This window comes from Flavobacterium sp. AC274, from assembly GCF_979258275.1.
This window is the reverse complement of sequence record NZ_OZ409852.1, coordinates 4,085,781-4,098,336: the sequence shown is the minus strand read 5'-3', so window position 1 is coordinate 4,098,336 and position 12,556 is coordinate 4,085,781. Positions and strand designations below refer to the sequence as shown.

Genomic DNA, 12,556 nt, shown 5'->3' with positions numbered 1-12,556 from the left:
ATCCTCTAATTAATAAACTAAATAAGTATCGTTATGAAACTATATATAAAATCATTAGAAACATATTTAATCTTAATATGTTCTATTATAACATTTAGTGCAAGTGCACAACAAGATCCGGAGTATACACAATATATGTATAACACTATGGCCGTAAACCCTGCTTATGCAGGGTCTACAGGAGCCTTAGAAGCAACACTTTTGTATCGTTCACAATGGATTGGTATTGATGGCGCGCCAGAAACACAATCCTTCTCGATTCACGGACCACTTGCCAATGAAAATATCGGTTTGGGATTAAGTGTCGTTAATGACAAAATTGGTCCGTCTGATGAACTGTATCTTGATGGAAATTTTGCCTATTCAGTACCTCTTGGTTATGAAAAAAGATTAGCCTTCGGACTTAAAGCCGGTATGAGAATGCTAAATGTAGACTGGTCTAAAGGAAGATATTACAACCAAAACGATGTTTTATTAAACCAAAATATCGACAACCAAATGAAATTAGCGGTTGGAGCAGGGATCTATTATTATACAGATAAGTGGTATTTAGGAGTTTCAATTCCTAATTTTATAGAAAACAACTATTATGATGATGTACAGGAATCAGTAGATTATGATCGTTTACATTATTATTTAATGGGAGGATATGTTTTTGATTTGAATCCGAATTTAAAATTCAAGCCTGCATTTTTAGTAAAAGCAGTGAGCGGAGCACCGCTTACTGCTGATGTTTCGGCGAATTTTATGATTGCAGAGAAATTTGTAATTGGTGGAGCTTATAGAACAGATGATTCTGTAAGCATCCTGGCTGGTTTTCAAATCTCCAGAAGTTTTTACATCGGATATGCTTTTGATTACACCGTAAGCGAATTAAACAAATACAACGACGGTTCGCACGAAATCATATTGCGTTATCAGTTTAACAAAGGCGAAAGTAAAATTAAATCTCCTCGATTCTTCTAAAAGTAAATCCCATGAAAAAACTATATATCCTAAGCCTGGTATTGAGCTTCACGATTTGTTTAGCTCAGACTACCAATTTAAAAAAGGCCGATGCGTTGTTTAAAAATTATTCTTATGCTGATGCTTCAAAAGCATACGAGGAAATTTTGGCAAACATCAAAAATCCTTCGGCACAAACGTTAAAAAACGCTGCAGACTCGTATTACTTTATTTCCGATTCAAGAAATGCATTGAAATGGTACAAAAAGTTATATGAAGCCCAGGGAAATAATTTAACAGATATTTACTACCTGCGCTATATTCAATCGATGAAAGCCGTAATGGATTACGATGAAGCAAACAGGGTTACAAAAGAATATCTCGATAAAAAAGGCGACAAAAACGAGATCAACCGATATCTGGTTCAAAAATACCAGTTAGACAGTCTATCGAAATCAAAATCGCTTTATGAAATAAAAAACCTTGCTATAAATAGCAGTAAATCTGATTTTGGAACGACTTATTTTCAGGACAAAATTGTTTTTACTTCTGCGAGGGATACAACAAAATTTAGCGAAAAGTTGTACACCTGGAACAATCAGCCATTTCTGAATTTATATGTTGCAGAAAGAAACCCGGCCGATGCAAGTTTGTTTAACGAAACGGTATTTTTACCAAATGTTATGTCAAAATATCATGAAGCTACAGCCACTTTTGATGCCAGCGGAAAAACAATTTACTATACCTCTAACATTGTCAAAAAAATAAATTGGTTATAGACGAAACTAAGACCAATAATTTTCAGATTATAAAAGGAACTTTAGATGGAAATAAATTGGAAAATCCGCAAAAAGTATTTTTTGATAGCAATGAGTATTCGGTTGGGCACCCATCTTTAAGTGAAGACGGACAATGGCTTTTCTTTGCATCAGATATGCCAGGGGGAGTTGGTGAAAGTGATTTGTATTTTGTAAAAATTGCAGCAGACGGAACAATGAGTTCGCCACAAAACCTGGGACCAAAAATTAATACTATTGGTAATGATGTTTTTCCATATTTCAGTAAAGGAATACTCTATTTTTCTTCAGACGGACATTACGGATTAGGAGATCTTGATATTTATGAAAGCAAATTTTTACCTGACGGAAGTTTTTCAAGCCCAAAAAATCTCGGACCTCCAATAAACAGTAATAAAGATGATTTTGCTTATATAATTGATAAAACAGGTCATGCAGGATATATGTCTTCCAATAGAGAAGGAGGAAAAGGCGATGATGATATTTATTCCTTTATAAAAGGAGATCCGGTTTGCAACCAAACTATTTCCGGAATTGCAATCGACAGAAAAACCAGAAAACCGCTTACAGATGTTACCATTATGGGATACAACTCTTTCAGCGATGTTTTGGGAGAAGTAAAAACCAATTTTGAAGGTAAATATGCATTGGTAGTTCCGTGCGGAAAAACAGTTAAAATGATAGCAGCAAAACCGAATTACAGCAGCGACGAAAAAACGGTAGAAACCACAAATGAAAACGAAGGTGAAATTCCGAACATTAATTTCGAACTAAGTAATTATGATGATTTGGTTGTGAAGAAAAAAGGAGTCGAAAAAGTCGACGTAAACCCAATTTATTTTGATTACGACAAATCTGATATTACCCCTTTGGCAGTTGAAGAATTAACAAAAGTAGTTTTCGTCATGCAGAAGTTTCCTAATATCCGTATCAAAATTGAATCACATACAGACTCTCGCGGAAAAGACGCTTATAACTTAAAACTTTCAGATAACAGAGCAAAATCAACCCGTGATTATCTTATTTCACAAAATATTGATGCTTCACGAATTGAAAGTGCCATTGGTTATGGCGAAAGCCGATTAATCAATAAATGTAAAAATGGAGTAAAATGTACAGATGCAGAACATGTACTAAACAGACGTTCTGATTTTATCATTATCCAAAAATAAAACCTATTTCTATTTAAAACTTTTTTATCAGTCCTGATAAATGTTAAAACCATTTGGAAGTTGGTTTTTGTTTGATTCTTTTTAAGATTTGTTGATTCTTTTAAAGAATAATGGACAAGAAGAAAATCAAGTTGCATCTTTTTGCAACTTGATTTTTGATTTTAAAACTTTCAGGTTTTTAAACGCTTTTCAACAAAAATATCCTAATTTTGAAGTTACAGTTATTCTAAATTACAATCAGCACCATTTTAATATTTTTATGAGTATTCAAGACACAATTCAGGCTTTAAGAAACGAACTTAACCAACACAATTACAATTATTATGTACTTGATAATGCCACAATTTCAGACTATGATTTTGATATTAAATTAAAGGAGCTGCAGGATTTAGAAAATAAACATCCCGAATTTTTTGATGAAAATTCCCCAACGCAAAGAGTAGGAGGAACAGTAACCAAAAATTTTAAGACCATTGCACACCAATATCGCATGTATTCTTTGGATAATTCTTATTCAAAAGAAGATTTAGTCGATTGGGAAAACCGAATTCAAAGAGTTCTGGGAAATGTTGATTTACAATATACCTGTGAATTAAAATACGATGGAGCGTCTATAAGTATTTCATACGAAAACGGAAAATTAGTCCAGGCTTTAACCCGCGGAGACGGTTTTCAGGGTGATGAGGTTACAAATAACATCAAAACCATAAAATCTGTTCCGTTGCAATTAAAAGGCGATTATCCGGATAAATTCGATATTCGTGGCGAAATTATTTTGCCATATAAAGGTTTCGAAAAAATGAATCAGGAATTAATCGAAATTGGCGAGACTCCTTATTCAAATCCAAGAAATACAGCATCGGGAAGTTTAAAATTACAAGACAGTGCTGAGGTTGCAAAACGGCCTTTAGAATGTTTATTATATACAGTAACCAGCAACAATTTGCCCTTTTCAACACAGTTTGAAGGATTAGAATCTGCAAAAAAATGGGGTTTTAAAGTGCCAAGCGAAGCAAAATTGGTAAATAACCTTCAGGAAGTTTTCGATTTTATTGATTATTGGGATGTACACCGTCACAAATTACCATATGAAACCGATGGAGTTGTAGTAAAAGTAAACAGCATTCAGCATCAGCAGGAATTAGGTTATACTGCAAAATCACCACGCTGGGCAATTGCTTATAAATTTAAGTCAGAACAAGTTTCGACCAAATTAAATTCTATTACGTATCAGGTTGGCCGTACCGGAGCCATAACGCCCGTTGCTAATTTAGTGCCGGTTCAATTGGCAGGAACCATTGTAAAAAGAGCATCTTTACACAATGCAGATCAAATTGAGAAATTAGATATCAGAATAAATGATACCGTTTTTGTTGAAAAAGGAGGTGAAATTATTCCGAAAATCATTGCAGTAGATTTAGAAAAACGTCCTGAGAATTCAGAGCCAACACAATACATTACATATTGTCCCGAATGTCATACCGAGTTGGTTAGAAATGTTGGGGAAGCCAATCATTATTGCCCTAATTTTTACGGTTGTCCTCCGCAGATTATTGGACGAATCCAACATTATATTTCAAGAAAAGCAATGGATATTGAAGGTCTTGGCGGCGAAACTGTTGCCTTGCTTTTCAAAAATGGCTTAGTTCATAATTATGCCGATTTATACGAATTAAAAGTAAATGATATTTTGCACTTAGAAAGAATGGCGCAAAAATCAGCCGAGAATTTGGTAAACGGCGTTGAGAAATCAAAAGAAATTCCGTTTCAAAGTGTTCTTTTTGCGCTCGGAATTCGATTTGTTGGAGAAACCGTAGCCAAAAAACTAGCCAAACATTATAAAAATATCTATGCGCTAAGCAAAGCTACTTTAATGGATTTAATTTTAGTTGATGAAATAGGGGAAAGAATTGCCAGAAGTGTAGTTGAATTTTTTGAAAATGATGAAAACCAAATAATAATTGAACGCTTAAAAAGTTACGGAGTTCAATTTGAAATTGTTGAAAATATAAATCCGGATGCAACAGAAAAATTCATTGGAAAAACATTTGTCGTTTCAGGTGTTTTCGAGCAGTTTTCAAGAGATGATTTAAAGAAAACAATCGAGGACAACGGGGGAAAAGTGGGAAGTTCAATTTCTGCAAAAACAGATTTTGTAGTTGCCGGAGATAATATGGGGCCAGCCAAATTAGAAAAAGCCACTAAATTAAATATACCTATATTATCTGAACAGGATTTTATAAATAAACTAAATGAAAGCGAATAAACCGTCGTTAATTTTATATTTTTTAGCACTGCTGTTTACAATTATTTTTAATTGTATGCAGCATGATGTTATGGCAGTTTACGCTAAATCTATTGTGTTGCCTGCTATTTTTTTTACTTTTTAATCAGTAGTGATTATAAAATAGGAAAAACCGAAGCACTAGTTTTCTTATTTTGTTTTATTGGCCAGGTTTTCGAATTGATGGATGTAGAAATTTCAGAAATTGGCGGTGTATTAAGTTTTCTGATTGTTTATATATTGCTTTTAAGAATTTTCATTACCAGACACGAAAGAATAAAATTCAGGAAAAGAGATATTTTGCCAATATCAATAGTAGTAATTTTTATTGTTTATTTATTGATTTCTGTCCTGAGTTTGCAATCAGACAATATGAAAAAGTTTAACTGGCTTTATACTTTTTACGGAATAATTCTAAGTCTTTTATGTTATTATGCATTTGTAAATTACATCACAAAAGGTACTTATATAGCTTTTTTAATGAGCCTGATGGCTATTAGCTATATGTTGTCGGATATGTTTTTTATTTTCTGCGAATACTTCTCGTACTCCATTGTACTTATTTTAATTCGTGATATAACCCAAATTCTGGCATACTATTTTATGGTTGCCTATTTTCTTAAAAAAGCAAAATCGCATAAAAAAATGTTATACGATAATTGATTTCCCTTGGTTTGTATGTGCTTTATTCTTATCAAAATAAAAGTCAATTCGGCCTAAATTTATTCCGTAACAGCCCACTTGGTTGACTAATACATTTTCGCCCGCTTTGTTTTTTACGATCGTTGGTTTATCTAAAAAAGTATGCGTATGTCCGCCAATAATCAAATCAATATCCTGAGTTAACGCTGCGAATTTTAAATCAGAAATTTTAGATTCATCTTCTTTGTAGTTATAACCTAAATGCGAAAGACAAATTACCAAATCACATTTTTCTTCCTTCTTTAATAATTGTGTCATATCCTGTGCAATTTCTACAGGATTATTATATACAGTTTCCTTATACATTTGTTTGTCTACCAAACCTGCAAGCTCAATTCCCACACCAAAAACGCCTACTTTAATTCCGTTTTTATTGAAAACTTTGTACGGTTTTACAAGCCCGTTCATTACCGTATTCTTAAAGTCGTAGTTTGAATTGATAAACTCAAAAGTTGCATGAGGCATTTGTGCATACAAACCATCAAGACCATTGTCAAAATCATGATTCCCAATAGTTGAGGCATCATATTTCATCATACTCATTAATTTAAACTCCAATTCTCCACCATAATAATTAAAGTACGGAGTTCCCTGAAAAATATCGCCCGCATCCAATAAAAGCACATTTGGGTTTTCTCTGCGAATAGTTTCAATAAGTGCCGCACGACGAGAAACACCGCCTTTATTCGGATTAAGAGGATCATCAGCCGGAAAAGGATCAATATGACTGTGAACATCATTTGTGTGTAAAACAGTTAAATGCTTAATATCGTTAGTTTCAAAACTGCTTAATGATAAACCTAAACTTAATAAGGCAGTACTTGCAGCTGTTTTTTCGATAAATTCTCTTCTTTTCATTGTATATATATTTTCAGGAAAGATCTTGTAGCTTGTTTTTTTGCCACAAATTGCACGAATTGGTACTAATTTTTTTAAAATAATTCGTGAATTCGTGGCTAATTTTTTTATTCTTCAGTAATTCGAATATCTCTAGGAACCGGAATTGTATCAATTTCCTTAAAATAATCAATAAATACATTTCGAATTTTATAATTTAAATCAAATTTTTGAACACTTTTAGCAAAGAAAACCATGCTGTCACCGCCATTAGCCAAATAGTCATTTGTGACAACATAATAAATTTTATTAAGGTCAAGAGGTTTTCCCTGAATTAAAATGTTTTTTGCAGTCTTGTCTTTTGCAATTGTAAAAGTCATTCCAGACAATGGCTGTGCTTTTTGTACCTTAATAATATAAGAAGTTATTTCAAGAATCTGTTCTCCTTTTAACGCCATTACGACCAGACTGTTTTCAAAAGGCATAATTTCAAAAGCAGTTCTGCTAGTCACATTTCCTTTAGGTAAAACCGCTCTTATTCCGCCATGATTCAGTAAACATAAATCGATACTTTTTTTCTCACGGGCTGTAAAAACAAGATTTCCTCTTTCTATACAAACATCAGCCATTAAATTACCAATCGTAGTTTGCCATTTTCCCGTACTTTTATCCAAAGTTTCAGGACAATATGCCAGAACACTGTCCAGATCTTTATTAATATGATCTCTATATGGTTTTATGAAATTCTCAATTTCAGGGGTTTCGGCCTGTTTTTCGGTAACTGGAAGCTGCTTCCCTTCGATTTTTGTTAAGTTGTAGTTTTTGTTACTGCAGGAAACTATAAAAAAAGTGTTAAGAATATAACAAAAAGTTTTAAAACTCCGTTATACTTTTTTAGATTTACCATCTTAAATGCGACTTAAATAATTAATTTTGTAATTTGTAAAAGTACTATGTTTTTAAATTATATAAAGGAATTTTTTGTAAAAAAATCATTAAAAAATAACTTACATAAAGTAAAAAACGAAGTATTTACAAGTAATATACAAACAATTGGATTGCTGGTTGATGAAAGTAAAATTCGATATTCTAAAGAGTTAATTAACGAATTAATCTTAAAAGGAATTAAACCGGAGAACATAAAAATTGTTCAGTATAGAGGCAAATTAAAGAAGAAAAAAACGTATTCAGAAACTACTTTTGGTAAAAAACATATCAATTGGAAAGGCAGAATTACGGTAGATTTCTTAAATGAATTTGTCGAGACAGAATTTGACCTTTTGATTAGTTATTATGAAGTTGAAAAACCAATTTTGATGATGATAACCAGCAAATCAAAAGCGAAGTTTAAAGTCGGGTTTGTATCAGTCGATGAAAAATTAAATCGATGGATGATAAATACTGATTTAGAGAATTATAAACTTTTCATTTCCGAATTGTTTAAGTATTTAAAAAGTATAAAATAAATTATAAATAGAATATGCAATCATTAATAGGAACAGGCGTTGCACTTGTAACACCATTTAAAAAAGATTTCTCAATTGATTTTGAAGCGTTACAGCGAATAGTAAATTTTTCGATTGATGGAGGAGTTGAATATCTTGTAGTAATGGGAACAACGGCAGAAAATGCTACCCTGACACAAGACGAAAAAGAACAGGTAATTAATGCGGTAATTGATATCAATAAGGGAAGATTGCCAATTGTACTTGGTGTTGGAGGAAACAATACTATGCAGGTTGTAGAAGAATTAAAAACAAGAGATTTTTCTGCTTTTGAAGCTATTCTGTCTGTTTCACCATATTATAATAAACCAACTCAGGAAGGTATTTATCAGCATTTTAAGGCTGTTGCCGAAGCGTCTCCAATTCCGGTAATTTTATATAATGTACCAGGAAGAACGTCAAGTAATATGCTGCCATCGACAGTAGTACGTCTTGCCAAAGATTTTGACAATGTAGTGGCTATAAAAGAAGCTGCCGGAGATGTTGTGCAGGCAATGCAATTAATAAAAAATGCGCCAAAAGATTTTCTTGTGATTTCAGGAGATGATATGATCGCTTTACCAATTGTTTTAGCGGGTGGAGCAGGTGTAATTTCCGTAATCGGGCAAGGTTTTCCTAAAGAATTTTCAGAAATGATTCGTTTAGGACTTAATAAAAAAGTAAATGAAGCGTTTAAAACACAATACTTTTTATCAGATTGTATTGATATGATTTTCGAACAGGGAAATCCTGCAGGAATCAAACAAGTGTTTCAAGCCCTTGGTATTGCTGAGAACACAGTACGTTTGCCATTAGTTTCTGTAGACGATTCGTTGGCAAACAGATTAAACGAATTTGTAAAACACAGTATCAAAGTAGAGCAGGATTAAGGGTATTTTAATATACCAAAAAATATTTTGTAGTAGCTAAATTAATAACTAAATTTGCCACCGGAACTTCGGTGTGATTTTGCTTTGGCACAATTGTCTAAGAAATCATAATAAAAGTAAGAAAATGAAAAAAATAGTATCTCTATTAATTGTTGTTGTCCTTTTTTGTTCTTGTAGTGATTACCAAAAAGCATTGAAAAATGAAGATGTTGCGGCAAAATTTGAAATAGCAACAAAAATGTATGAGGCAGGTAAATATAATAAAGCTATTCGTCTTTTTGAGCAACTAGCGCCAACTTATAGAGGTAAACCTCAGGCAGAGAAATTGTTTTATATGTTTTCTCAGTCGTATTATAAAACAAAACAATATTATTTGGCCGGTTATCAGTTTGAAAGTTTTGTTTCTGGGTATCCACGAAGCGAAAAAGTTCAGGAAGCAGCATTTTTAGGAGCTTTCAGCTATTCAAAATTATCACCAATTTATAGCCTGGATCAAACAGATACAGTAAAAGCGTTAGAAAAATTACAGGCTTTTATAGACAATTATCCAAATTCAGAATATCTTCCTCAGGCAAATGCAGCCGTACAGATTTTGAACGGTAAACTTGAGAAAAAAGCATACGAAAATGCAAAAGGGTATAATACGATTTCAGATTATAAATCGGCATTAATTGCGTTTGATAATTTTATCGCTGATTTTCCCGGAACACCTTTTAAAGAAGATGCATTGTTTTACAAATACGATTCAGCATACCAATTAGCAATAAATAGTGTTCCTTCAAAAATGCAGGAACGTTTAAATGTTGCCAAAGCAGCTTACAATAACTTAATTAAGTTTAACAGCGCTACAAAATACATAAAACAGGCAGACGAAATGAATGCCAGAGTTGAAACTGATTTACAAAAATTTACTAAATAAAATAAAGTCATGGATTTAAAAAAGACGAATGCTCCTGTAAATACAATAACATACAATAAAACAGTTATTGAAGAGCCAACAGGAAATGTGTATGAAGCAATTACCATTATGGCTAAAAGAGCAAACCAAATTAATTCTGAAATTAAAAAAGAATTAACTGAGAAATTAGAAGAGTTTGCTACTTATAATGACAGTCTTGAAGAAGTTTTTGAAAATAAAGAACAAATCGAAGTTTCTAAATTTTACGAAAAATTGCCTAAACCACACGCTTTAGCTGTTCAGGAATGGTTAGACGGTAAAACTTACCACAGAGGTTCAAACAAATAATATAGTATAATGTCAGTTTTAAACGGAAAAAAATTTTACTGGGAGTTTCTGGTGGAATTGCAGCGTATAAAACAGCCACATTAGTACGACTCTTTATAAAAGCAGGTGCACATGTCCAAGTGATAATGACACCTGCTTCTAAGGATTTTGTAACTCCACTTACGTTATCTACGTTATCAAAAAATCCTGTACACTCTACCTTTTTTAATGAGGATGATCAGGATGCAGTTTGGAACAATCATGTTGAATTAGGTCTTTGGGCTGATTTAATGATAGTTGCTCCCGCAACTGCCAATACATTATCTAAGATGGCAACAGGAAACTGTGATAATCTTTTAATTGCTACTTATTTATCGGCTAAGTGTCCTGTTTATTTTGCTCCGGCAATGGATCTGGATATGTACAAACATCCTTCAACACTATCAAGTTTTAAGGCTTTAAAGCAATTTGGTAATGTCATGATTCCTGCAGAAAATGGCGAATTGGCCAGCGGTTTATCCGGAGAGGGAAGAATGGCAGAGCCTGAAAATATCATTGCTTTTCTTGAAGCTGATCTGGAAAGTAAGTTGCCATTAAAAGGAAAAAAATACTAATAACAGCCGGCCCAACATATGAAGCAATAGATCCTGTACGTTTTATAGGTAATCATTCTTCTGGAAAAATGGGTTTTGATATTGCAAATGCCGCAGCCAATTTGGGTGCCCAGGTTATTTTAGTTTCGGGACCAACACATTTTAAGGCAAAAAACACTTTAATTAAAGTAGTAAATGTAATTTCTGCACAAGAAATGTACGATGCCTGTCATGCACATTACAACGATGCAGATGTTGCGATTGCTGCTGCTGCCGTTGCTGATTATAAACCTAAAACAGTTGCTCTTCAAAAGATTAAGAAAGCTGCTAATGAGTTTTCGATTGAACTCGAAAAAACAAAAGATATTCTGCAATCATTGGGAGCCATTAAAAAAAATCAGTTTTTAATTGGATTTGCTTTAGAGACCGAAAATGAAATTGAAAATGCTAAGTTGAAAATTCAGAAAAAAAACTTAGATTTGATAGTTCTTAATTCTTTGCAGGATGAAGGTGCAGGTTTTAAAAAAGAAACCAATAAAGTTACCTTTATTGATAAAGATTTTAAAATTGAACCAATGGAATTAAAAACAAAAGAATCGGTTGCGGTTGATATTTTAAATAAAGTAATTTTACATTTTTCTTAAATACCACAGATTTTTTAATCAAAAAACGGAATAAGAATAGCTAAATCGAATTTCGATAAAGCAAACATTACCTTGTATGAACAATAGAATAGTTACTCTTTTAGTATTTTTAATATTTGGCTTTGCCCAGGCGCAACAGCTAAATTGTACTGTAACTATAAATACTGAAAGACTCCCAAACCCTAATCAACAGGTTTTTAAAACACTTCAGACCTCATTATCTGAATTTGTAAATAAAACAGACTGGACAGGAGCGCTTTTAAAACAAAATGAAAGAATTAATTGCTCAATGTATATTACACTTTCGTCAAATAGTTCAGACCAGTTTACAGGTACAATTCAGGTGCAATCTTCCAGATTAATTTATAATTCGACATATTCTTCGCCTGTCTTAAATTATAATGATAAAGACTTTAATTTTACTTATACAGAGTATCAGCCTTTATTGTTTAATCCAACTACATTTGAATCAAATTTAGTATCTGTTATCTCTTTTTATAGCTATATAATTTTGGGATTAGATGCCGATACTTTTCAAATGGGTGCCGGAAGTCCGTATTTTGAAACTGCTCAGAATATTGCAAACGTTGCGCAGCAAGGAGGTTCTAAAGGCTGGAGTCAGACTGATGGACTTCAAAATCGTTATTATTTAATAAATGATTTAGTTTCACCAACATATAGTGATTTGCGTCAAACCAGTTTTTTATATCACACAGGATTGGATAATATGACTGTTGATTTAAAAACATCAAAAGAAAAAGTGAAATCGTCTATAGCATTAATAGGGAAATTAAACTCAGTTAAGCCAAATGCTTTTTTAACCCGGGTATTTTTTGATGCTAAATCAGATGAAATTGTTTCTATTTTTTCTGGTGGGCCAAGTATTTCGGTTACAGATTTAACAGACGTTTTGAATAAGGTTTCGCCATTAAATTCTACTAAATGGTCACAAATTAAATTTTAATTGACTTTTCAATTTTAAC

11 protein-coding genes and 2 pseudogenes are annotated in these 12,556 nt (G+C 32.7%); 11 read left to right on the top strand and 2 right to left on the bottom strand.

Going from position 1 to position 12,556, the window contains the following annotated elements; translation table 11 throughout:
* Positions 1 to 33: 33 nt before the first annotated feature.
* The 5 genes from ACZZZT_RS18595 (at position 34) to ACZZZT_RS18575 (ending at position 5,861) form a co-directional block, all read left to right on the top strand.
* The gene (locus tag ACZZZT_RS18595; RefSeq protein WP_073393716.1) at positions 34 to 966 is read left to right on the top strand and encodes a PorP/SprF family type IX secretion system membrane protein; all 933 of its coding nucleotides are present in this window, start codon (positions 34 to 36) and stop codon (positions 964 to 966) included.
* An 11-nt stretch (positions 967 to 977) separates the two neighbouring features.
* Positions 978 to 1,724: a tetratricopeptide repeat protein gene (locus ACZZZT_RS18590; protein WP_463461496.1), complete on the top strand. Its 747-nt coding sequence runs from the start codon at positions 978 to 980 to the stop codon at positions 1,722 to 1,724.
* Positions 1,715 to 2,914, top strand: a complete 1,200-nt coding sequence (locus ACZZZT_RS18585) for an OmpA family protein (RefSeq protein WP_463461495.1) — start codon at positions 1,715 to 1,717, stop codon at positions 2,912 to 2,914. The genes ACZZZT_RS18590 and ACZZZT_RS18585 overlap by 10 nt, the downstream gene beginning before the upstream one ends.
* Before the next feature lie 259 nt (positions 2,915 to 3,173).
* Complete coding sequence (ligA, locus tag ACZZZT_RS18580) at positions 3,174 to 5,180, top strand: NAD-dependent DNA ligase LigA (RefSeq protein WP_463461494.1); 2,007 nt, start codon at positions 3,174 to 3,176, stop codon at positions 5,178 to 5,180.
* An 87-nt stretch (positions 5,181 to 5,267) separates the two neighbouring features.
* Positions 5,268 to 5,861: a lysoplasmalogenase family protein gene (locus ACZZZT_RS18575; protein WP_463462465.1), complete on the top strand. Its 594-nt coding sequence runs from the start codon at positions 5,268 to 5,270 to the stop codon at positions 5,859 to 5,861.
* On the opposite strand, the gene ACZZZT_RS18570 is transcribed toward ACZZZT_RS18575, so the two are convergent.
* Together ACZZZT_RS18570 and ACZZZT_RS18565 are read right to left on the bottom strand one after the other, a co-directional pair.
* Entirely contained in the window at positions 5,847 to 6,758 is a 912-nt protein-coding gene (locus ACZZZT_RS18570; RefSeq protein ID WP_463461493.1) for a bifunctional metallophosphatase/5'-nucleotidase, read from the bottom strand. The two genes, ACZZZT_RS18575 and ACZZZT_RS18570, sit on opposite strands and share 15 nt — an antisense overlap.
* 107 nt (positions 6,759 to 6,865) lie before the next feature.
* Positions 6,866 to 7,644: pseudogene (locus ACZZZT_RS18565) on the bottom strand (5'-nucleotidase C-terminal domain-containing protein).
* Positions 7,645 to 7,690: 46 nt separating this feature from the next.
* On the opposite strand from ACZZZT_RS18565, the gene ACZZZT_RS18560 reads away from it, so the two are divergent.
* From ACZZZT_RS18560 to porD, 6 genes and pseudogenes are all read left to right on the top strand, one after another.
* Positions 7,691 to 8,203, top strand: a complete 513-nt coding sequence (locus ACZZZT_RS18560; RefSeq protein WP_463461492.1) for a DUF6913 domain-containing protein — start codon at positions 7,691 to 7,693, stop codon at positions 8,201 to 8,203.
* A gap of 14 nt (positions 8,204 to 8,217) precedes the next feature.
* Positions 8,218 to 9,111, top strand: a complete 894-nt coding sequence (dapA, locus tag ACZZZT_RS18555; RefSeq protein ID WP_073393722.1) for a 4-hydroxy-tetrahydrodipicolinate synthase — start codon at positions 8,218 to 8,220, stop codon at positions 9,109 to 9,111.
* Between the two features lie 124 nt (positions 9,112 to 9,235).
* Positions 9,236 to 10,030, top strand: coding sequence for an outer membrane protein assembly factor BamD (locus ACZZZT_RS18550; RefSeq protein ID WP_463461491.1), 795 nt, complete (start codon positions 9,236 to 9,238; stop codon positions 10,028 to 10,030).
* A 9-nt stretch (positions 10,031 to 10,039) separates the two neighbouring features.
* Positions 10,040 to 10,357: a DNA-directed RNA polymerase subunit omega gene (locus tag ACZZZT_RS18545; protein ID WP_007807938.1), complete on the top strand. Its 318-nt coding sequence runs from the start codon at positions 10,040 to 10,042 to the stop codon at positions 10,355 to 10,357.
* Positions 10,358 to 10,366: 9 nt separating this feature from the next.
* Positions 10,367 to 11,573, top strand: a pseudogene (gene coaBC, locus ACZZZT_RS18540) (bifunctional phosphopantothenoylcysteine decarboxylase/phosphopantothenate--cysteine ligase CoaBC).
* Positions 11,574 to 11,649: 76 nt separating this feature from the next.
* Positions 11,650 to 12,537 carry a type IX secretion system protein PorD gene (gene porD, locus ACZZZT_RS18535; RefSeq protein ID WP_073393724.1) on the top strand — a complete coding sequence of 296 codons (888 nt, stop codon included), beginning with the start codon at positions 11,650 to 11,652 and terminating at the stop codon, positions 12,535 to 12,537.
* Positions 12,538 to 12,556: the final 19 nt, after the last annotated feature.

Excerpts from the sequence above, each read along its gene's own strand:
- ACZZZT_RS18595 (WP_073393716.1), top strand. The coding sequence starts at position 34 with ATGAAACTATATATAAAATCATTAGAAACATATTTAATCTTAATATGT.
- ACZZZT_RS18590 (WP_463461496.1), top strand. The coding sequence starts at position 978 with ATGAAAAAACTATATATCCTAAGCCTGGTATTGAGCTTCACGATTTGT.
- ligA (WP_463461494.1), top strand. The coding sequence starts at position 3,174 with ATGAGTATTCAAGACACAATTCAGGCTTTAAGAAACGAACTTAACCAA.
- ACZZZT_RS18570 (WP_463461493.1), bottom strand. The coding sequence starts at position 6,758 with ATGAAAAGAAGAGAATTTATCGAAAAAACAGCTGCAAGTACTGCCTTA.
- ACZZZT_RS18560 (WP_463461492.1), top strand. The coding sequence starts at position 7,691 with ATGTTTTTAAATTATATAAAGGAATTTTTTGTAAAAAAATCATTAAAA.
- dapA (WP_073393722.1), top strand. The coding sequence starts at position 8,218 with ATGCAATCATTAATAGGAACAGGCGTTGCACTTGTAACACCATTTAAA.
- ACZZZT_RS18550 (WP_463461491.1), top strand. The coding sequence starts at position 9,236 with ATGAAAAAAATAGTATCTCTATTAATTGTTGTTGTCCTTTTTTGTTCT.
- ACZZZT_RS18545 (WP_007807938.1), top strand. The coding sequence starts at position 10,040 with ATGGATTTAAAAAAGACGAATGCTCCTGTAAATACAATAACATACAAT.
- porD (WP_073393724.1), top strand. The coding sequence starts at position 11,650 with ATGAACAATAGAATAGTTACTCTTTTAGTATTTTTAATATTTGGCTTT.